Below are 19,777 nucleotides of genomic sequence, written 5' to 3'. Positions count from 1 at the left end.
GGACCCGGTCACCGGGAACCACCCCCGAGCGCCTTTGAGCTTCCACACGCCGGGGCAACTCGCAGGCAGCCCGTTTGCCACTCCCGGTCAGGCCGCCCTCAAATTCAACAGCTTCTGGACCATACAGGTCGAGGACGGCTGGTCGCTGTTCGCGACGCATCCGGTCAATCGCGACGATCTGCCCTTCAGGCTGGTGACGGGCCTGGTGGATTCCGACCGGTTCAACGATGGAGGCATTAATTTCCCGGCGGTCTGGACTGAGCCCGAGTTTTCTGGCTTGCTCAGGAAAGGAACCCCGGTCGCGCAGTGCTTTGCGGTTCCACGGGTTGAGCCGCAGCTGGAATACGAGGTGTTCGATGAAAAGCGGCAGGCATCGTATGCGCAGACGGTCGCCGATGTCCTGTCAACGCCCGGTGTGTACCGCAAGCGGTTTCGCGCCAGGCGGGGACGCTCCACCAGCGAGTGAGCGACGCAGCGCTTCCTCATCAAGCCATAGCCGGCCGCTGGACGCCGATGTGAGTGCCATGGCGATGACGCCGAACGTGGATGGGCGCAGACTGTAGGCAATCGAATACGCAGCCATGGCCCCGTCGAGGTCGCCGACTTCCTGCAGGACGACACCCAGATTGACGGCAGCTTCCGGGGCGTCCGGGCTCATCTTCAGCACCCGCCGATAGGCTTGAGCGGCGCTGCCGAACTTGCGCATGTCCTGACGCACCAGCCCGAGGTCAAACCACGCAGCCGGATGCCCACCGCCGGCGACAGCGCGTTCGAGGAAGCCCTCCGCTTCGGCAGGCGCACCGCGTTGCCAGGCAAGGCGCCCGAGGCGCGCGCTGCCTCCTAGGATTTCGGATCCCGCTGCAAGACAAGTGTCCAGCATTCGCGCGCGGCCGGGGCGTCGCCTGCCTGATCAAGGGTACGTGCTCGCTCGATGAGGATTTCCGCCTGCAATGATAGCTTGGCTGCGCGATCCAGCTGTTGCAACGCCGCTTCAAACCTGCCTTCGGCCCGGGCAATCCTGCATGCCAGAATCAAGGCAGGCACATTGTCCGGGCGAACGGCAAGGCTCGCTTCGATGCGCGCGCACGAGCCCCCGGCATGTCTGCCCTTGCGAACAGGAACGCCGCCAGAAGATGGCAAAGCGCTGGATCGCCCGGGTGCTGCCCCAGGCCCAATGCGCACAGATGCATCGCTTGGTCGTGATTACCGGAATTGAAAGCAGCCACCGCCCGGCGGATCAGATCGCCACTATCGCTTTGATTGTGCGCGTTGTTGCTCGGACGCTCACTGGCAGTCATGTCCTCAAGCGCCCGATGTCGATTCCAATCATGTTTGGCGGGGCCGCTTGCCATGAATCGAGCAGAGTAGCCGATTTGGAGCCTCGCTTGTCATCACGCTTAACCGCTTCCAAAGGCAAGAAGGCCACAATCCGCCCCAACTGCTGCTCCCGTGCCCTTGGGCACACACGCTCTAGTGACGACCATTCTATGAGCGCGCTTGTAAATATTGGCTACTCGCAAGGGATGTCCATAGGCGTTCGTCAAATTCCAGCAAAAGCGGTCTCATGTTGACCAGCTTTTCCGGTGTAAATCTGGTCAGCGGTCCAGAAACAGCCAGCGCTCCGGCCAAGCCCTCGCTGCCTGAAAAAACCGGTACGGCCATCGTCGCTGTTTCAGAATCTCCCTCCCCGAGCGATACAAACGGAATCTTCGCCATAAGAGCTATTCGCATTCTAGGCTTAGCGAGACTAAACCGAGCAAGCACTTGGCCAGCTGCATGATGGTCAAGCGAAAGCACATCGCCCTCTCGGATTTGATCCCGGATCAAATGGCGACAGTCTGCACGAAACAGGCAAATGCTGCGATTTCCCTCCTTTCGAAAAAACGATGCGCTTTCATTCGCCCGTTCAACAAGGCTCAAAAGGAGAGGCCGAACGAAGGCCTCCATCTTAAAACGACGACGGTAGAATGAGCCCAATATCATCGGCGTAGGGCCGGCAGCAAAGCGCTTGTCCGCCATGCGAACAATGTAGCCACTCCGGACAAGGGATTCCGTTAACCGAAGGATCGTGCTTTTGTAGAGGCCTGGTCTAGAAGAAATCTCGGCCAAGCTTAAACCTTCGTCGCGCTCTGTGAAGCACCCGAGGATCGAAAGCGCGCGATCGACAGCTTCAACCCCTCCCGCTCTTGTGTCTGCTTGGAGCCTGCCGGACATAATGTAGGGAGCACAACACTGGCGCGTCGGTTGCGGCAGGCTGCGTTACAGCTTCGCTAGGCATCCAGGTTTGGCCGGTATCCGGATTCAGGAAGGATGATCGCAGAACGCGGATCTCCAGATGTCAAACCCCGATGGTCCCCGGCGCGGATCGTGAACAGCGGAGTTTCCGCCACATCCTCGGCTGCCGCTACTGTCAAAACAATGCTTGCGGGCGCCACTGCGCTCATGGCAACAAACGGGCTAATCTTTGTTGACATTTCTCGTCATCGATGCCTGCCATTATAGCCACGACCGTTCAGGACGGAATCGATGCGGCGCAAGATCGCCTTGGAATATCGAGGTAGGCGATAGCGAACCTCGGTCGTCTGAGTATTTTGGCGGGCTGAACTAGGAGGCTTGAGGTGTGTAACACGCGTTGGGCCATTGGTCGCTCGACAGCGGCCGAAATCATGGAGCTGAGGTTTGATGAATAAGATTGCCTTACTTCCTCTGGTGACGTATCCGGAAGCGAATTCCACCAAAATCGCCTTAAACGCAATCGCGGTGGTCAAGCACATTGGCGCGGCGCTTCACGCATTAACGATCAATGTCGATATCCCGGGTATTTCCAACCCGGTGTCGAGATACTTGATCAACCTTCCCGAAATGATCCGGGAGACAGAAGCGACCAGCCGCAAGCACGGGCTCGATTTGCTGGAGGCATTGAAAGCTGAAGCGGCACGTGTCGGATCGTCCCTGACAACCGAGGAGATTGCTGTTCAGCCGGCATCTGTCAGCGATGTTGCGGCAGTGAAGTCACGCTATTTCGATTTTGCTTTGATTGGGTTGGAGCCAAATAACCAGACTGCGCGCATGACCGTTGACGCGGTTCTGTTTGGTTCGGGCCGACCGACCATAATTCTGCCGGAAAGCGCAAATGTTGGTGCAATCGATCATGTTATCATCGCTTGGGATGGGAGTCGCGTTGCGGCCCGGGCCGTTGCCGACGCGTATGAGTTTCTGCAATGTGCGGCAAAGATAACCGTACTGACGGTGACAATCGAAAAGCCGCTGCGCGATATTGGCGAAAGCCTTGCTTTAAGCCTGAGAATGCGTGGCCTTCCCGCTGAGGGAGTCTCAATCGATACGGAAGATCGCCCCATTGGCGTTACGCTTCAGGAGCGCGCTGTCGGCATGGGCGCCGATCTGCTTGTCATGGGTGCGTACGGCCATTCCCGGATGAGAGATTTTGTCGTGGGTGGCGCAACCAAGGGCGTTCTGGGCGATCTGCGCCTGCCTGTCCTTTTGTCGCACTAGAAATCTGCAAATCTGGCCTCGAGTAGCGGCGGCAAGTTGGCTCCTACGGTTGCGCCAGCGGCATCAAAGGAACCAGCTACGAGTTCAAGACGAAACCGTGCCTAATTCTCTTGAGTTGCGGATTGTTTCGCCTTCGAAATTCGAACTCGAACTGAACTGGGGAGCATACCCGTTCGCGCCGCCTACGATTGATTCCTGCCCTTGCCAGAGGCAGACAATGACGGTCCGCCTTTGGTGCCCATCAAATCCACGCCTGCAGCCATTTGAGGCCGAAGGCGCCGGGAGCCAGAATACCTGTGGCCCAGACGAAGGCTGAGGTGATGTTGGCAATCTGAAACGTCAAGGCGGGCATCTTACAGATGCCCGCCGCCAATGGCACGGATGCGCGCAAAGGACCGAAGAAGCGCCCAAAGAACACCCCGGCCACCCCCCATCGCTCGAAGAACAGGTGACCGCGCGGAATGAGGTTTGGATAACGTGACAGGGGCCAATAGTGCGAAACCCCGTTTCCCAACCGCGTGCCGATCCAGAAGGACAGCCAGTCCCCCAATGCCGCCCCAATGGCGGCGGCAAGCCACAGGGGCCAGAATGCGATACCGCTTTCGCCGATGAGAAAACCGACACCGATCAGGATCACGGTTGCAGGCAACAACAGAGAGATGAACGCCAGCGATTCCCCAAAGGCCAGCACGAGCACCAGCGGAACACCCCATGCTTCATGCGTCCGGATAAACGCGATCGTCGCTTGCGTGACCTCATCGAGGCTCATTCATCACTTTCCAATTCGCACCAAGCGTGACCGACGGTTGACATCTCACCATATCGGTCCCTCTGGCAAAGACCTGCCGCGCAGGAAACCGAAATCGTGCAGACGTGTAGCGGCCGAGCAACGCACACGGCGCAAGTAACCATTCAGAAGGATCTTCCTCCCGCTCTGATTGACAGAACCCACGGGATCGACCTTAACTCATTCTTAACAAAGGTGGTTGGGCGGGTCGGATGAGTTCCTCACGAGTGCGGTTGTGCGCACGGTTGGGCGGCGGTGCGGTCGTTGCAATCATTGCGATAATGTCCACGTGGTCGGCGGCGACGGCTTCACAGTCGATGCCGATCGGTGGCTTTACCTCGCAGCCGATCGGTCACTACGATTTCTGCAAATCCCATCGGGCCGAATGTGAGATCCGCTCACGCGACAATGGTCCGGAGCACATGACCGGAAAACTCTGGCGGCAGATTACGAGCGTTAACCTGACGGTCAACAACAACGTCAAGCCGATGAGCGATCTCGACCAGTACGGACAGGACGAATTCTGGGCTTATCCGGACAGTGGTTTCGGCGATTGCGAAGACTATGCGCTGGAAAAGCGTCGCCGTCTGATAAACCGCGGCATTCCTGTGTCGGATCTGCTGATGACGGTTGTTCGCAAGCCCGACGGCGAGGGTCATGCAGTGCTGACTGTTCGTACCGACACGGGCGACTTCATCCTCGACAACCTCACCGACACGGTGCGCCGCTGGGACCAGACCGGCTACCGCTTCCTTAAGAGGCAAACCGGCACCGACACGGGGCGCTGGGTCTCCCTCGATGGCGACAACCCGCTGGTCAGCGCAATCAAGTGACGGTAGTGTAACAGTTCACCCCAAAGTTGACGCCTTGCCGAAAGAGATCTCTGTGGCTGATGCGCAGCCTGCTCTTCGTCTTAGGTCGGAGTGTTCGTCGTTGTTAAGGCTTTGTGTCCGGCTTCGCCTGATTGCTGCTCGCCCCCTTCGACGAGCACACTCAATGGTGCTGTCGCCTCCGGGCAGCCGCTCTGAATTTTTTTCCATGACGAAATGTTGAGAACCATGTCGCATTGCGCGAGTTCCGGTCCAGACGGCAATTGCAGACAGGCGAATTCACCGTGATGGAACGTCCGGCCGTTGGCGAGGCACTGACATTCTGCCCGCGCGGGCGTTGCAACAAGCGCCACGAAAACCAGGATGCAAGAGGCATGGAACGTCCTCATGCGAAATCATAGCACGATCCGGAGCGGGCGCCAGATCGCCCAGCATGAGCTACAGCGCCGTGATGATGACCAACGCAATCGCGACCGCGGTGGCATGGGAACCGGCGTTGGCGAGCGAGCCCGGGAGGCCACTCAGCAGAGGCTCGATCAGATGCACAGATCAGCACCCGTCGCCGGCCGCTCCGGCGCCCGTGAGCAGTAGCGCCATTAGTGCGGCGAGAACTCGGACGCTCCGCCTCGCCCAATTTCGACCCTCTCACGCCCTCGGCAACGCAACCCTGGATGAGGACCGGGTCATTCCACACGCAAATAACCGGTCAGGCCGCTCTTCTGATGTTCAATGACGTGGCAATGGAATGCCCAATTACCCGGATTGTCAGCGACCAACGCCACTTCCATCACTTCTTGCGATTTAAGAAGGGCCGTATCTGTTACAAGCGACGCAATTTTGCGCTTGTCGGAGCGTAGCAGACGGAAAGACATACCGTGCAAATGGATCGGATGATCGTTCGGCGTTTCGTTGCGAAGGCGCAGAACATAGCTTTTGCCTCGTTTTAGAGCCGCGAGCGGATCAACTGGCCCCGGCGCGTCCCCTCGCCAGGCGACGCGGTTGATCGACCAGAAGGTGTAGCCGAGCGTGCCGCAAACACCCGGCGCCGGCGCATCACCATTGGGCGACCAGCCAAAGACGAAGTCCATTGTCTCGGGATCGGCAAGATCCGGCTCCGGTACGCGATTCGGCCGCAGCGGCTTGAGTTCGCCAAGCGTCCGCCCCGCGCTGGCGCCGATAGGCCGGAATCGGACGAGAACGCGAGGTCCCTTGGCTGTTCTGAGATTCAGGCTGACGATCTCGTCTTCGCCATCAGGCACGCGGAGGGCGACATCGGCGCGCTGGCCGGGCGCGATGACAATGCCCCGAGGCGCAACAGGCTGCGGCAGCGGGTTGGCATCAAGAGCGATCACTTTGGCCGTTCCGCCATCGAGGTCATAAGTGCCGATACGGGTGACATCCGTGACTGCCAAACGCAGGCGCACAAGGCTGCCCGCTGGCAGATCGTAAATCGGGGTGACTTCCCAATTTACCGTCGAGACCGTACCCAGCGTGCCGCCGCGCGCAGCGTTGCGTGCCTTGAACAATTCGATGAACTGGCCGTCTTCGCCGAGACGGAAGTCGCGTATATTGAGCGGCAAATCCTGGTCGAAACCGGCATCTTCGTCATCTTCGACAACAAGCATGCCTGTCAGACCGCGGGCCATCTGATCGAGCGTGTTGCAATGCGGATGATACCAATAGGTGCCGGCATCCGGCGGTGTCAGAGTGTAACGGAAGCTTTCGCCCGCCGCGATGGGACGCTGGGTGAGATAAGGCACGCCGTCCATGGCATTGGCGATGCGCAATCCATGCCAGTGCACACTCGTCGCTTCATCGAGATCATTGACCACGTCTATGGAAAACGGCCTACCTCGCAATAAACGCAGAGTGGGCGGCGGCCCGCCCGCACCGAAACTCATCATCCCTTTGGTGACGGTGCCGGGCAAAATCGACCGACTGATCGCTGAAACCCGCAAGGTCAGATCGGCTGCTACGGCCCTGCCGGCAATCAGCCCGCCTGCAGCGCCGACAGCTACTGCTGCCGTGCCGCCCAGCAAGAATCCCCTGCGCGACATTCCCGACATGAAGCAGCCCTTTCAGTGGAGTATAGCGGACGTGGTGTTGTTGTCTCTTCGTTCACGAATTTCGAACCCTGGCAATGATTCAAGGTCAAGGTGGCGTAGTCTCCGAAGGACTTCAACTGAAGTTGGAGTTTCACTTGCTTTTTGATGATTGCCACACAACGTCGCACTGAGCCGCGAGGCGTCTACGTGGCAGCTCTCGCCGAACGGCGTGTTGTGGGTGTAGCGTGCCCGATTGGCAGGAGTTACGACGCAAGCTATCCCCTTGCCGGAAATGGGCTCGCCTGAAATAGCACATTTGAAGCGGCCACCGTCTCTTAAACGCCCATAAACGCAAACGCCCATAGACGCTCATCACTCGTCAGCGCTCTATCTCGGCCCATTTCTGCTCGCCGCAGGATCGGTGCAAATACGGTCATCCAATTTCAATAACGGAACCCTGTAATGCTGCCGTCACATACGGTGGCTAGGCGGATGCAGGGCGCCCTGCCCGTCCAACCTCTGGAGACAACCATGCGCGCTTTGCCGACTGTCATGGCGCTTGCGGCCCTGCTGGGCACGCAGCCCGCTTTCGCCGAATTCGTCACAGCTTTCGATTTTCCGCAGCCGAAAGACACCAGCGAATTTTACACGGTTATCGAGATTCCGGCGGGAAGCATCACCAAATATGAGATCGATGCCGAGACAGGCCATGTCGTCGTCGATCGATATCAGTCCATGCCGGTCGTCTATCCGGCCAACTATGGTTCCGTTACCAGTTCGTTGGGCGGCGACGGCGACCCGTTGGATGCGCTTGTCTTCACCCGGGAACCCGTTGTGCCCGGTGCTCTGATCAAAGTCCGCGCCATCGGCGTGCTCAACATGGTCGACGGCGGCGAAGCGGATGACAAGATCATCGCTGTGCCGGCTACGGATATCGATCCGCAATATGACGGGGTCAAGACCATCGATGATCTTCCGGCCATCGAACGACAGCGCATCGAGGCATTCTTTCGAGTTTACAAGCAGCTACCTGAAGGCCGCAAGGCCGTTGAGCTGAACGGCTTTGGTGGCGCCAACGTCGCCATCGACATGGTTGGCAAAGCCATTGAAAGCTACCGGAACAAGAAGGACTGACAGGAAAGCAGAATCTCAACAGGAAGCTCATCCATAGGGCTGGTTCCTAGCGGTGTTGGAACACCGCTAGGGTATGCGTTGGGCTTGCGTCGCACTGTTGGATGCGCGCAAACTGCGCTTCGCTTTAGCTCCGGGCGTTTGCTGTTGATAAAGCCAAATCGTTGGCTTTATCTCCGCCTTCGCCTGGTTTCTGCTCGTCCCCTTTGACAGGCAAGCCAAACGGCGCCGTCGCCTCGGGGCATCCATCCTGAATTTTTTCCATGACGAAATGTTGAGAACCATGTCGCACTGCGCGAGTTCAGGACCTGACGGCAATTGCAGACAAGCGATTTCGCCGTGATGGAAAATGTGGCCGTTGGCGAGGCACTGGCATTCGGCCCGCGCGGGCGTTGCAGCGAGCGCCGCGAAAACCAGAATGTAAGAGGCCGGGATCGTCCTCATGCGCAAGATCATAGCACGATCCGGAACTGTCGCTAGTGTGAACGCTTCACAAGTAACTCGGCGGAGAACTCGTACCGCGGGCGCTCACGATCCTCAATCGTCGTTCGCGTCGGGTTTTGCCCTGTTGTCCGTATTTTGTGGCCCGAATCAAAGGCACGGCCAAGCGACCAAAATGACCAGCAAATCCATCGGCATGCCGCGCCCAACGACACCTGCCAAACTGCCGGCATGCATGACGAGCAGCGTTGTTCGAACCGACGGCCGCGATGATGCGCGACACGTTCAGGTTGAGGGAATGCGCGGGTCCTGAACGAGATAGAGCCGCGCAGTCGGCGTGAAATCAGTCACCAGGAATGAGAACGAAACCGTGCTCAGCGGATCGACCTCGCCTTTCCGGAACAGAAGATGGTCATAAGGTTCGAATTCACGACTGAATTCGGCGAAACTATCGGACCGAATTGCATCCGTTTCGCGGCGCGCCTGGTCGAACGAAAGCCCGTCGCTGGAATCGCTTGGCTGGTTGAGAATCTCCTGCAACTCGAACTCGAATTCGACCCAGGCGTGACCGCTGTTGTTGAGGGCAACGATCCTTAGGGAAATGAACCCGGTGGCATAGTTGCCGGAGGCACCGAATGGCTGAACCGGCCGGATGGCGCGTATGGTGAGGGTTACCGGGCTTGCCGACTCGAGTTCCTCGGTGATCACGACGGGATCGGCCCTTGTTCCGGCTCCCGAAGCGGCAATGATCCGGAATCCGCCGAGTTCGTCGGAAAAGGAGTAGGCGCCTGCTTCAAATATTCTGGGCCTTGTGCCATCGGCTCCAGCGAGGAGTCCGCTTGCTGCGAGCACGGTTGCGAATATCCCTACCAGACGTGCGCCTGATATTCGGGTTGACGAGTGGTGCCACATGGCTCGAAGTATGAACGACATTCCCGCGGCCGCATACTGGAATGGCTCAGGCGAGAGGCTATGATGGTTGGATTTGGCGCCGTAGGTCGAGGCATTCAACCGGATCGGTCGCCACAAACCAGCGGAGAGGTTGTCGCTGCCGGCGATTGCGCGAGAGGACGTACCGATGTTCGGACTTGGCATGACCCACCTGTTGGTTATCTTCGTGGTGGCGCTGGTTGTTTTCGGCCCGGAGGAGCTTCCAAAAGTCATGCGATCGGCGGGGGCAATGATGAAGACATTCAATCGGATTGCGGGCGATTTTCGAAAGCAGTTTGACGACGCCGTACGTCAAGCCGAGAAGGAACTCGACCTGCAGGAAACCCGCTCGATGCTTCAGAATGCGATGGAGGACGTGCCGCGAAGCGCTGACAAGGCCATAGTAGGGAAGGACAGCAATCTCGATCCGGCCGCTGAGCGGGGCGCAGAATCTGAACTGACATCGGTCACGGCCAAGGATGCGAGGTTTAATGCCGAAACGTCATCAAACCAGTGATCGGGCAGAAGAGCAGTCGCCCATCGGAACCATCGCGAGGCTCCCAGCCGCTCCACCTTCACCGTTTCGGTTTCGCCGACTGCGCGCCGGGACTCAAAACCTCATCTCGGGCATTCCCCTCGCTGTAAAATCCCTTCACAGGTTACCATTGTTCCACCACTGCCGTGCTGCAGCCGTGCTCTGTTTGACAATCGCGTTGCTGACTGCGGCGGTCACCGACGTCGGCTCCGCTTCAGCGCATCGCAACGCGCTCTGGCAGGTTGTGCAGACCTGCGCTCTTGCCGCAGCGCATCTTGGCAGCGCTTTCCCCTGCGAGGAAGTGATCCTGCCCAGGCAGGGCGTGCCTGGATCAGCTCTCATTAAATCACCCCGATACCGGACCGAGTTTCTGTTGACGCCACTTACGGCTGTTGCCGGCCTTGAAAGCCCGTCTGTCCGTTGGCAGGGCAGTTCCCAACTCTGGAATCGGGCATGGAAAGCACGAAGCAAGGTCTCGGCGAGCCTCGGACGTCACCTTCCACGAACGGCCATCGCCATGGCTGTGAATTCCAGGACTGAGCGATCCCAGGATCAGTTCCACATCCATATCGATTGCGTTGCGGTGTCGGTGGAAAAGAAACTTGTCCTGAAGGGGCCGAAGGTGGAAGGTCCGTGGCAGCTTCTCCCTTTGGCTCTGATGGGGAAACGCTATTGGATCAAGGCAGTCGACAAGCCGGATTTGGAAACGACCAACGTAGTCGGCATCATCGCTTCCGGCCTGCCGCAGGCCCGGGGCGCCATGCATCACGTAAATGTCGTCGTCGTTGGCGCCGAACTCGCCGGCGCAAGACCGGGATTTTACATCCTGACCAATTGGGAAAGCTCAGCGGCCGAGCGCCTTTTGGATCACGACTGCACCTCGCGTTGAGCGCCCACGAGGCAACGGGCGAAGCAATGGCCGCACCCGGACACTCGACGGAAGTCTCAAAGCAGTCTTCGCGGAATGGTATCCGGGCATGGCAAACGACAATCCAAGACCCGATCAGCGCAGCAAAGCTGCGTGACCGCCCCACAGTTCCTCATGCTCTCCTATCTGCAGGCCCGCACCGGCTAACGTCGGCTCTTCGACGATCCGATGAAGCGACAGCCCGAGACGAGCTGCGCACCACGCAAAGGAAGTGCAATTGGCTGAAATCGGGTGGAGCGAGGCGGCGATCCTAGGAGTGGTTCAAGGACTGACGGAATTTCTTCCGATCTCCTCAAGCGCGCATTTGCGGATCGTTGGTGAATTCCTGCCACCGGCCGGCGATCCCGGCGCCGCATTTACCGCCATTACGCAGATCGGGACCGAGATCGCGGCCCTGATCTATTTCCGCCATGACATCATCTGCATCATCGCCACATGGCTGCGTTCCCTGGCCGGCCGCCGTGAACGGCTGGACCCGGATGCCCGCATGGGATGGCTGGTGATCATAGGGACCCTGCCGATCGGCATCCTAGGACTATTGCTGAAGAACCTGATCGAAGGTCCGGCCCGCAACCTCTATCTCACGGCAACCATGTTGATCGTCTTCGCGCTGGTTCTCGCGGCCGCCGACCGGCTGGGCGCCAAGCGCAAGGCTTTGCGCGATCTGGGCTGGCGGGACGGCCTTCTGTTCGGCGCCGCCCAGGCGATGGCCCTCATCCCGGGCGTTTCGCGATCGGGAGACACTATAAGCGCCGGACTGCTGATGGCTTACACGCGAGAGGCCGCCGCCAGGTATTCGTTCCTGCTGGCGATACTTGCCGTGCTCGCCTCAGGCTTCTTCCAGCTCTATGCGAGTTGGGGGGCAGACAGTCCGGTCGGCGCCGGTCCGACCGCGCTGGCCACCCTGCTGTCCTTCGCGGTCGGCTATGTCGCGATCGTGGGTTTTCTGAAGCTAGTCTCGACGCGCAGCTACATACCCTTCGTCTATTATCGGATCGGGCTCGGCGCCTCGATATTTCTGCTTCTTGGCGCCGGTCTCCTGTCAGCGTCCTGAGATTATTTCGTGCCGCTGACGAGAATGTCTGTTGGGATTCGATCGCTTCCCAATGGCCGGAGTTGGATCGCGACTGGCGCTTCAGGTAGGTATATCCGGTGTCCGACCACAGCAGGACCTTCGGCTCCAGATTGTCGAGAATGAAGTCACCGGCGGTCGTGTTGACGCTCAGCATCGCGTGCCCCTCGCCGCTCGACTGCCTGACCACCGTTATCCAAAAGGTTTTGCGGGGGCACGCCCTGTCTCATCAGTTCGCGACGTTTTTCCAGCACGATGTCGTCGCAGTCGCCAAATCCCTTATAGGGATACTCCCATTTCTCATCGACACCGGGTATCTATGTCCGTCATGGCCATGATCGTCGTGTTGGCCCTGTTGTTGATTTCGATCAGCGTCTCACACAAGGAGCGGGTCAGTTCGACGGGCTTCGGGTCGCGCGTGACGATCGAGCAATCATCGCGATAGTTCCGACAGTATTCGTAATGACCGATCGCTGCGTTGTCCGTCCGTTTGTTCGCATGAATGTGAGCTGCCCTGCATTCGCCGAGCATGACCGATGACTTTTGCGATCGCTCGTAGGCGTCAACGTATCCGTAAACCACCGCGTCAAGCCAGTGAGCGACATGGAACACAATGGAGTTCCAGAATATTGGTCCTATCCTGACGATAATCTGGGTGATTGCGAGGATTATGCACTGGAAAATCGGCGAACGCTGATGCGAAAGGCCTTCGCGTCTCCAGTCTGCTCTTGACGGCAGTGCGCAAGTCCGATGGCGAAGGGCACGCTGTATTGGCGGTTCGAACCGACAAGGGCGATTTCATTCTCGATAATCTGACCAATAGGGTTCGTCCCTGGTACGAGACGAACTATCACTACCTGAAGCGCCAAGCGGAATACAACACGAGACGGTGGGTTTCCATCTTAAGCGAAGACAATCTTCTCGTCGGCGCGCTTAGGTAACGCGATGCCGAACATTTTTTCCAGCGTCCTTGCATCCGAACACCTTGCCGGCTCGCAAAACCTCCGCCTCTCTGTTATAGGCTCGAAAGCACACTGCCATGACCATATGACGGCACACCCTGCATCCCTTCACGGAGCCGGAGGCTGCCAACGGAGCCTCATGCCAACAGCCAAGCTGCAGCCCTTTTTGATGACGGTGACGATCGTTGCACCTTGTGTCGGAACGGCCCCAGCCGTGGCGCAGACTGTCACAGTCGTCCCGACGGGCAATCGTCTTGCCGAGCAACCGGTGATCCCAAGAGCGTCCGCGCTTCGTTCCAAGGCATTCAACACGACGTACGAGGAGAAGTATCGGGCCATAACCGCCTTGATACGGGACGACCGCAAGCTCGTCGGCAAGATCAGGAAGGCGGCGCTCGCCTATGGCATCGATCCGATCCACATCGTCGCGGCTCTCGTCGGAGAGCACACCTACAATATCAGCGTGGTCGACTCGGTTCAGACCTATTACGTCAAGGCGCTCGCCTATGCCGATCTGAAGTTCTCCTTCAGCTACAGGGGCACTCCGGTCCAGTCATTCGTCCAGCGGCCCGAATTCGCATCCTGCGCTTCTCTCGAAAGCAGCGCGCTGATTTGGAGCTGCCGTGACCAGGTCTGGGAAGAGACATTCCGGGGTCGCAAGGTCGATGGCGTCGACTACGAACCCATCACGTTCCAGCGGGCCTTCTTCCAACCCTTCTATGCGGGGCAGACCTTCGGCCTGGGACAGATAAGCCCGCTTGCAGCCCTGCAGGTCACAGACATGGTCAGCCGGGTCAGCAAGCTTCCCCGATTGTCGCCCGATCGCCCGCAGGCGATCTATCGCGACGTCATGGATCCTGATCGCAGTCTTGTTTACATCGCCGCGATCATCCGGGATTCGATCGATGCCTATCGGGAACAGGGGTTCGATATATCCGGTAATCCCGGAATCACCGCCACGCTCTACAATGTTGGCCAGCCGCGCAGACGTGCACGTGAGTTGAGGCAAGCCGTGACCGACAAGACCGGCCGCACCCTGCCCGTCGAGAACTATTACGGCTGGCTCATCAACGACAGGCTCGAAGAACTCAAGGCGCTTCTCACCGATGGCACGAAATGATCGTGGTTGGTGGCCGGACACTCGCGAACCTGCGTCGGATGGCAGGACAGATTTATGCCGGAAAAGCTGGCTGTCATGAGACCAATTCCGCTTGCATTTGGCGAACATCTATCGACATCAGATGGAAGCAAACAGTGCACTCAAGCGAACTCATAAAGCGCGCCGGAATTGCCGGTCGCGTGCAAGATGGCCAAGCGAGGTATCGTGTGTCGATTACCATGCGGCTCCAAACTGAGAATGGCTTACCCAGCGCGACGTTCTGAAAATCACATATTTGAAAGACAAGGTGGCGTTTGGCATGCGCCTCTACGGCTTGACTGACTGAGGGGGTGACATCGCCATGCTTGATCCGATCGTGAATTTCTTCACCCGGATTTTCCAGTGGATCGGCCGCGGCATCGGCTTAGCCATCGGCGTCATCCTGTGGCCGTTCGTGTGGGCCGGGCGTTGGTATACGCAGCGCGGCTGGATCCTGAAGGCAGTGGTCGGCCTGGCGCTGCTGATGCTGATCGGCCTCTACGCCAATTTCTTCTACGCCACCCAGTGGTGGAACAATTTCAACCCGAACTATCCCGACACCTATATATTCGAGAAGCGCAACCTGTCGGCCGGCGAGCAGGTCGCCGCCGGTGCCAGCACCGACGCCGCCAGGACCTGTGGCAATTCGGCGATCGCCCAGTTGGCGGCCGACCTGACCGACTTCAACGTCAACCAGAATGCCTGGGTGTCGTCGATGATCCTCTACAAGCTCGGCCTGTTCGGCATCGACTGGGACCACACGCCGTTCATGGACAACAAGGCGTCGTTCCAGCGCGGCATCAACCAGGCGGTGCGGCGCACGGCGACCGAGCTTGCCGACAATCTCGGCCGCGTGCGCACCACCTCGCAGATCGACGCCGACCTGCAGGACGCGCGCGGCAATCTGCAGTTCGATGAGGAAACCTGGTATTTCGGCTTGAACCCGTTCGGGCCGAAGACGCCGACGCCGAGCTACTATCGCGACGCGGTGCGCAAGCTGCGCGCCTTCAACGCCCGGCTGGAAACCTGCCAGACGGTGTTCGATGCCCGCGCTGACAATCTCAAGCAGTATATCGACCGCATCTCGTCCGACATCGGTTCGACCTCGGCGATCCTCAAGGAGCGCGCTGAGCACTACAACAATGGCTGGTTCGATTTCCGCGCCGACGATCGCTTCTGGTTCGCCTATGGCCAGCTCTATGCCTATTACGGGCTGATGAAAGGCGCCGAGGCCGATTTCGAGGACGTGATCAACGAAAAGCACCTGCAGAGCCTGTGGGACACGATGGACTCGCAGTTCGTCTCGGCGCTGCGCATCCAGCCCTTCATCATCGCCAATGGCCGCGAGGATGGCTGGCTGTTGCCGAATCACCTAACGACAATTGGCTTCTACATGTTGCGCGTGCGCTCGAACCTGGTCGAGATCAGCAACGTTCTTGCGCAGTAACTCGGTGGATGAAGCGCTCGAGGGCATCGAGGCATTGGGACCGGTAACTTCTCTGGGGTGAGCGCGGCCACGATTTGTTAGCGCCGACTGGGCCATCACCGTTACTTTGTTTAAGGCGGCGGCGATGGCGGTGGAATGGACGATCACGATCGAGAGCAGGAACGAATTCGGCGATGTCGAAACGAGGTCCGGATCGACAAAAGCGATGAGCGTCCGCGTGGCGGAGACCTTGACCTGTCGATCAAAGATGGCAAGAAGATCATGGCCGCCCTGCAAACAGTGGTCGCGACCTAGGAGGCGAAAACCTACACCCTGTTTCGACGGGTCTGTCCGGATTGCCACAATTTTCGGCCGGTCAAGGACTATACGACGCGTCGAATTCAAACGGTGTTCGGCACAGTGGAGGTTCGCAATCCCCGCTGGGTGTTGTGCCGGGATTGCCATCCAGGGATGGACGCCGCATCCAATGGTATCGAGGTTCCCGACCTGTTGAGGGAAGTGCATGAATGGACCGGCTTTGCGGATAGCTTCACGCATGTTCGCACCGGCGACGTCCCAAGAGATGTCTCGGCCATGCTGGCCGGCGTACTGGCGGATGCGACCAACCTTGGTCCGAAACGGATGGCCAGCGCGTCCAAAGGCATCAGCGCTCACCAGATCAGTTGGATGAGAACCTTCCATGCACGGTCGGAGACCTACCGCGCGGCGCAGGCCTGCGTGACGGACGCCCACACCCGCCATCCGCATTCTCGCCTTTGGGGCAATGGCACGACGTCATCATCTGACGGCCAATTCTTCCGCGCGAGCGACCGAGCCGCAAAGCGCGGCGACATCAATCTGCATTACGGCAGCGAACCCGGCTCAAAGTTCTACAGCCACCTTTCCGATCAGTACGGCTACTTTGTAAGCGTCACGAGCACCGCACGACTGTCCTTGCTTGACAGAGGCAGGATTCAGATGCGGGCCGCTTTGACCCGCTTGGGCATGAAGTACGAGCGGATGGCGACGACCGCCTTTGCAACGGCTGCGACGCCCGCGTCGTCGAGACGGGAGTTCAGCCCCGTTGTATCCCGGATCGGGGCGATGATGTCGCCGGTCTTGGCATGGCCGTGGAGAACGGGGCGCCAGAGCCTTGTGGCGTAGCCGGTGGCAAGCAGGAAGGCGGTCGACCATTCGAAGGCGTCGAATGTGCCGTCCTGCTGTCGCGCAAGGCGCGGACGCCAGGTCTCCGGCGTTTCGCCGAGCCCGACCGAGATCCGGTTATAGTTGGCAACCAGCGTCTGAACGGCGAGCGCCTCGGTTGTACCTTCGAGCGCCATCAACGCTTGCTCGCCTGCAAACAAAGGAATCCATTGGCGCGGGTCGATAAAGCGCGGACCGATGATGAGCGCAGTCAGATAGCCGTCGAGCCCATCCATGCCGAAGACCGGCGGATGCGGCCGCTGCTTGTGCAGGAACGTCTCGAAGGCCGCATCGTCCAGCATCGGGCGCGAAGGCGCAATCGAGGACGCCGCAGCGGGCCGAGCGGCGACGGGCCCCCTTGACCGACGAGCGATCATGCCGCCACACGCTCCAGTTGGCCCCGTGCTTCCCGGTCCGCCTTCCAATTCCACGGCAAGAGCTCGTCGAGCCGATTGACCGGAATGAAACCCGAGACGATCTGCTCGAGCACGTCGGCGAGCCAGGTTTCGGGATCGAGACCATTGAGCCGTGCCGAGTTGACCAGTGATGCCAGCACCGCCCATGTCTCGCCACCGCGAGCGGATCCGGCAAAGAGGCTATTCTTCCTCGTCAGGCAAACTGGTTTGAGCGAACGCTCGACAACGTTGCTGTCGACTTCGATCCGGCCGTCCTCGAGGAAGGCGATCAGCCCATGCCAATGCGCCAGCGTGTAGGCAATGGCCTTGCCGAGCGACGACTTGGCCGAGACCTCATCGATCAGCATCTCCAACTGCTCCTTCAGTGCCGCCATGAGCGGAGCGCTCTCGGCCTTGCGCACCGACAGGCGCTGCTCGGCGCTCATGCCGCGGATGCATTCCTCGATCCGGTAGATCTCGGCAATAGCGGCGACCACCGCCAGCGCCTCGCTCGAGCCCGTCGTCTTGACCACCTCGACGAACTTGCGCCGAGCATGGGCCAGACAAAAGGCAAGCTGCAAGGGTGCGATATTGCTCTTGCGCCGCCGCTTCGCCAGGCTCTTGTAGGCCGCATAGCCATCGACCTGCAGAATGCCGTCGAATGTTGAAAGCTGTGCCTCGATCTCTCCGGTTCCCCGGCTTTCTGCAAACACATAGCCGACTGCCGGCGGTGCCGGTCCCTGCCAGGGACGATCATCGACGGCCTGCGCCCACAACTGGCAGACTTTCGTCCGCTTGCGTCCCGGATCAAGTCGCGGCAGAGGCGTTTCGTCACAAAACACCCGCGGCTGCGAGCGGATGAAGGCAAGCAGGCGATCGTAAAGCGGCCTCAGCCACCAGGCGGCCCGTCCGACCCAGCCGCCGAGCGTGCCACGGTCGAGATTGATGCCGTAACCCGAGAAGATCTGCGACTGGCGATAGAGAGGAAGATGCCAGGCGAACTTGGAGACGACCACATGCGCCATCAGGGCCGTCGTCGCCATGCCCCCGTCCATTACTCGCGCTCGCGCCGGCGCCTGGACGACATGGGCCTCACAGGCCCGGCAGGCGTATTTGGGCCGGATCGTGCGGATCACGCGTAGCAGTGCCGGAACGATATCGAGGGCCTCACTGACATCCTCGCCGATGCGATGGAGGGGAAGTTCGCAACACGAGCAGACCGCGCTCTGCGGCTCGATCACTTCCTCGCAGCGCGGCAGATGCTTCGGCAGGGCACCCATGTTGCGCGACGCCGACCGGTGCTTGCGTCGCGGCCGATCCTTGTCTTCGACGGCATCGTCGTTGGCCGCGGCCGGCACCTCGCAGAGGTCACCGAGATCGAGCGCGATCTGCACCGGATCGAGCACGGCCAGCTTCTCCGATTTTACCCCGAAGATCATCTGCCGAAGCAGATCGGCATAGACGCGCAGCTCCGCGTTCTCGGCTTTAAGAGCCAGAACCATTCTCTGCAATTCGGCAGGATCCGATGGCAACGAATCAGGGCGGGGCGACATGATCAACCCTACCAGGCGACCCCGAATCTTCAAGCAAATCCAGTCACTTCACGCCGCTCTGACCGGTCTTTTGACGTGTTTCTTCGCCACCCTCGTCCAGTCGAGGCCAGCCACCAGAAGGGCGAACTCCTCGCGCGTCAGCCGGACCTGGCCGTCGCGGATCGGCGGCCAGGTGAAGCGCCCCGATTCGAGCCATTTCGAGGCCAGAACCATGCCGCTTCCGTCCCAAAAAAGAAGGCGCAATCTGTCGCCGCGCTTGGGGCGGAAGACAAAGACGTCACCGCAATAGGGATCGGCTGCAAGAGCCGAGGCGACCAGGGCAACAAGGCCATTGATGCCGCGGCGGAAGTCGACCGGCTGCGTCGCCACCACCACCTTCACGTCGCCGGCTAGCGCAATCACTGCGGCACACGCAAGGCACCCACGATGGCGGCCGCCAGGGCCGGATCGACCGAACCCGTCAGGACGAGGCGGCTTTCACCGATCTCGAGCTCGATCCGACCGGTCGACCTGGGCGCCTCCTTATTCCGTGCGTCACTATGCTCGAGCTGTCGCTCCTCGCCCGCGATCGTAATTGGCACAAACTGCAGGGCTGGCGTCGTCTCCGCAGCCGCTTTCGCCTGCACCAGCCCCACGTGCCGTCGCCAGACCGAAAGAAGACCTCGATTGATCCCCCAACGCCGCGCGACAGCCGAGATGTTGGCGCCCGGCTCCGCGCTTTCCGCAACAATCCGCGCCTTCTCCGCCGGCGTCCAGCTGCGCCGTTTCCGCCGGCCTGTGATCACCTCGACCCGGCGATAGTGACCCTCTTCATGCCTGCCTTGATGACTGTCTTGATGACTGGCATCAGGGTCCTCCCACTCCATGCGCCTGCGCTCCTCGCTGCCG

At 59.7% G+C, this 19,777-nt stretch carries 24 protein-coding genes and 4 pseudogenes; 12 read left to right on the top strand and 16 right to left on the bottom strand.

Annotated elements, in window-relative coordinates:
* The first annotated feature begins 34 nt into the window (after positions 1-34).
* Positions 35-466, top strand: a complete 432-nt coding sequence (locus tag NKJ40_RS12350) for a hypothetical protein (protein WP_352452010.1) — start codon at positions 35-37, stop codon at positions 464-466.
* Here NKJ40_RS12350 and NKJ40_RS12345 read toward each other — a convergent pair.
* From NKJ40_RS12345 to NKJ40_RS12330, 4 genes and pseudogenes are all read right to left on the bottom strand, one after another.
* Positions 404-880, bottom strand: a complete 477-nt coding sequence (locus NKJ40_RS12345) for a tetratricopeptide repeat protein (protein ID WP_352466304.1) — start codon at positions 878-880, stop codon at positions 404-406. The two genes, NKJ40_RS12350 and NKJ40_RS12345, sit on opposite strands and share 63 nt — an antisense overlap.
* A gap of 151 nt (positions 881-1,031) precedes the next feature.
* Positions 1,032-1,298, bottom strand: coding sequence for a hypothetical protein (locus NKJ40_RS12340; RefSeq protein ID WP_352452008.1), 267 nt, complete (start codon positions 1,296-1,298; stop codon positions 1,032-1,034).
* Between the two features lie 187 nt (positions 1,299-1,485).
* Positions 1,486-2,019: an IclR family transcriptional regulator gene (locus NKJ40_RS12335; RefSeq protein ID WP_352452075.1), complete on the bottom strand. Its 534-nt coding sequence runs from the start codon at positions 2,017-2,019 to the stop codon at positions 1,486-1,488.
* Between the two features lie 12 nt (positions 2,020-2,031).
* A pseudogene (locus NKJ40_RS12330) lies at positions 2,032-2,214 on the bottom strand (helix-turn-helix domain-containing protein); the annotation flags it as partial.
* Positions 2,215-2,682: 468 nt separating this feature from the next.
* On the opposite strand from NKJ40_RS12330, the gene NKJ40_RS12325 reads away from it, so the two are divergent.
* Complete coding sequence (locus NKJ40_RS12325; protein WP_352452007.1) at positions 2,683-3,513, top strand: universal stress protein; 831 nt, start codon at positions 2,683-2,685, stop codon at positions 3,511-3,513.
* A gap of 241 nt (positions 3,514-3,754) precedes the next feature.
* Here the strand turns inward: NKJ40_RS12325 and NKJ40_RS12320 are convergent, their stop codons facing one another.
* Positions 3,755-4,282, bottom strand: coding sequence for a DedA family protein (locus NKJ40_RS12320; protein ID WP_352452006.1), 528 nt, complete (start codon positions 4,280-4,282; stop codon positions 3,755-3,757).
* Positions 4,283-4,512: 230 nt separating this feature from the next.
* Here NKJ40_RS12320 and NKJ40_RS12315 point away from each other — a divergent pair, with 230 nt between their 5' ends.
* Positions 4,513-5,133: a transglutaminase-like cysteine peptidase gene (locus NKJ40_RS12315; RefSeq protein WP_352452005.1), complete on the top strand. Its 621-nt coding sequence runs from the start codon at positions 4,513-4,515 to the stop codon at positions 5,131-5,133.
* Positions 5,134-5,213: 80 nt separating this feature from the next.
* Here NKJ40_RS12315 and NKJ40_RS12310 read toward each other — a convergent pair whose 3' ends face one another.
* Together NKJ40_RS12310 and NKJ40_RS12305 are read right to left on the bottom strand one after the other, a co-directional pair.
* Positions 5,214-5,519, bottom strand: coding sequence for a hypothetical protein (locus tag NKJ40_RS12310; RefSeq protein WP_352452004.1), 306 nt, complete (start codon positions 5,517-5,519; stop codon positions 5,214-5,216).
* 294 nt (positions 5,520-5,813) lie between these two features.
* Entirely contained in the window at positions 5,814-7,196 is a 1,383-nt protein-coding gene (locus NKJ40_RS12305; protein ID WP_352466303.1) for a multicopper oxidase family protein, read from the bottom strand.
* Positions 7,197-7,637: 441 nt separating this feature from the next.
* Here NKJ40_RS12305 and NKJ40_RS12300 point away from each other — a divergent pair, with 441 nt between their 5' ends.
* Complete coding sequence (locus tag NKJ40_RS12300; protein WP_352466302.1) at positions 7,638-8,309, top strand: inorganic diphosphatase; 672 nt, start codon at positions 7,638-7,640, stop codon at positions 8,307-8,309.
* Between the two features lie 66 nt (positions 8,310-8,375).
* Here NKJ40_RS12300 and NKJ40_RS12295 read toward each other — a convergent pair whose 3' ends face one another.
* Together NKJ40_RS12295 and NKJ40_RS12290 are read right to left on the bottom strand one after the other, a co-directional pair.
* Positions 8,376-8,750, bottom strand: coding sequence for a hypothetical protein (locus NKJ40_RS12295; protein WP_352466301.1), 375 nt, complete (start codon positions 8,748-8,750; stop codon positions 8,376-8,378).
* A 282-nt stretch (positions 8,751-9,032) separates the two neighbouring features.
* On the bottom strand, positions 9,033-9,659 hold the full coding sequence (locus tag NKJ40_RS12290; RefSeq protein ID WP_352466345.1) for a hypothetical protein: 627 nt from the start codon (positions 9,657-9,659) through the stop codon (positions 9,033-9,035).
* Positions 9,660-9,825: 166 nt separating this feature from the next.
* Between NKJ40_RS12290 and tatB the strand changes: the two genes are divergently transcribed.
* From tatB to NKJ40_RS12275, 3 genes are all read left to right on the top strand, one after another.
* Positions 9,826-10,194, top strand: coding sequence for a Sec-independent protein translocase protein TatB (tatB, locus tag NKJ40_RS12285; protein WP_023680209.1), 369 nt, complete (start codon positions 9,826-9,828; stop codon positions 10,192-10,194).
* Positions 10,195-10,390: 196 nt separating this feature from the next.
* A complete protein-coding gene (locus NKJ40_RS12280; RefSeq protein ID WP_352466300.1) occupies positions 10,391-11,101 on the top strand; it encodes a CDP-diacylglycerol diphosphatase in 711 nt (236 codons plus the stop codon).
* A 265-nt stretch (positions 11,102-11,366) separates the two neighbouring features.
* Positions 11,367-12,194 carry an undecaprenyl-diphosphate phosphatase gene (locus tag NKJ40_RS12275; RefSeq protein WP_352452071.1) on the top strand — a complete coding sequence of 276 codons (828 nt, stop codon included), beginning with the start codon at positions 11,367-11,369 and terminating at the stop codon, positions 12,192-12,194.
* A gap of 88 nt (positions 12,195-12,282) precedes the next feature.
* Here NKJ40_RS12275 and NKJ40_RS12270 read toward each other — a convergent pair.
* The 3 genes and pseudogenes from NKJ40_RS12270 to NKJ40_RS12260 all read right to left on the bottom strand — a co-directional run.
* Positions 12,283-12,369, bottom strand: a pseudogene (locus tag NKJ40_RS12270) (transglutaminase-like cysteine peptidase); the annotation flags it as partial.
* Complete coding sequence (locus NKJ40_RS12265) at positions 12,341-12,529, bottom strand: transglutaminase-like cysteine peptidase (RefSeq protein ID WP_352452070.1); 189 nt, start codon at positions 12,527-12,529, stop codon at positions 12,341-12,343. The pseudogene NKJ40_RS12270 and the gene NKJ40_RS12265, both read right to left, overlap by 29 nt.
* The gene (locus tag NKJ40_RS12260) at positions 12,513-12,824 is read right to left on the bottom strand and encodes a transglutaminase-like cysteine peptidase (protein WP_352451997.1); all 312 of its coding nucleotides are present in this window, start codon (positions 12,822-12,824) and stop codon (positions 12,513-12,515) included. Before NKJ40_RS12260 ends, NKJ40_RS12265 begins: the two co-directional genes overlap by 17 nt.
* Between NKJ40_RS12260 and NKJ40_RS12255 the strand changes: the two are divergent.
* From NKJ40_RS12255 to NKJ40_RS12235, 5 genes and pseudogenes are all read left to right on the top strand, one after another.
* A pseudogene (locus NKJ40_RS12255) lies at positions 12,816-13,153 on the top strand (transglutaminase-like cysteine peptidase). The gene NKJ40_RS12260 and the pseudogene NKJ40_RS12255 overlap by 9 nt on opposite strands.
* Before the next feature lie 190 nt (positions 13,154-13,343).
* On the top strand, positions 13,344-14,294 hold the full coding sequence (locus NKJ40_RS12250) for a DUF1402 family protein (RefSeq protein ID WP_502896191.1): 951 nt from the start codon (positions 13,344-13,346) through the stop codon (positions 14,292-14,294).
* 340 nt (positions 14,295-14,634) lie between these two features.
* Positions 14,635-15,759 (top strand): DUF2333 family protein, encoded by a 1,125-nt coding sequence (locus NKJ40_RS12245; RefSeq protein WP_352451995.1) that lies wholly within the window; start codon positions 14,635-14,637, stop codon positions 15,757-15,759.
* A gap of 135 nt (positions 15,760-15,894) precedes the next feature.
* On the top strand, positions 15,895-16,053 hold the full coding sequence (locus NKJ40_RS12240; protein WP_352451994.1) for a hypothetical protein: 159 nt from the start codon (positions 15,895-15,897) through the stop codon (positions 16,051-16,053).
* Positions 16,054-16,230: 177 nt separating this feature from the next.
* Positions 16,231-16,701, top strand: a pseudogene (locus NKJ40_RS12235) (Tn3 family transposase); the annotation flags it as partial.
* 11 nt (positions 16,702-16,712) lie between these two features.
* Here the strand turns inward: NKJ40_RS12235 and NKJ40_RS12230 are convergent.
* The 4 genes from NKJ40_RS12230 to tnpA form a co-directional block, all read right to left on the bottom strand.
* Entirely contained in the window at positions 16,713-17,243 is a 531-nt protein-coding gene (locus NKJ40_RS12230) for a UPF0149 family protein (RefSeq protein ID WP_352466299.1), read from the bottom strand.
* Between the two features lie 71 nt (positions 17,244-17,314).
* Positions 17,315-18,889, bottom strand: a complete 1,575-nt coding sequence (tnpC, locus tag NKJ40_RS12225) for an IS66 family transposase (protein WP_352466298.1) — start codon at positions 18,887-18,889, stop codon at positions 17,315-17,317.
* 48 nt (positions 18,890-18,937) lie between these two features.
* Positions 18,938-19,291 (bottom strand): IS66 family insertion sequence element accessory protein TnpB, encoded by a 354-nt coding sequence (tnpB, locus tag NKJ40_RS12220; protein ID WP_352466297.1) that lies wholly within the window; start codon positions 19,289-19,291, stop codon positions 18,938-18,940.
* Positions 19,288-19,755: an IS66-like element accessory protein TnpA gene (gene tnpA / locus NKJ40_RS12215; protein ID WP_352466296.1), complete on the bottom strand. Its 468-nt coding sequence runs from the start codon at positions 19,753-19,755 to the stop codon at positions 19,288-19,290. The genes tnpB and tnpA overlap by 4 nt, the downstream gene beginning before the upstream one ends.
* Between the last annotated feature and the right edge of the window lie 22 nt (positions 19,756-19,777).

It is taken from the genome of Mesorhizobium sp. M0119, assembly GCF_040322615.1.
Lineage (GTDB): Bacteria > Pseudomonadota > Alphaproteobacteria > Rhizobiales > Rhizobiaceae > Mesorhizobium.
The sequence above is the reverse complement of the archived record's forward strand: the minus strand, read 5'-3'. Positions and strand labels throughout refer to the sequence as shown.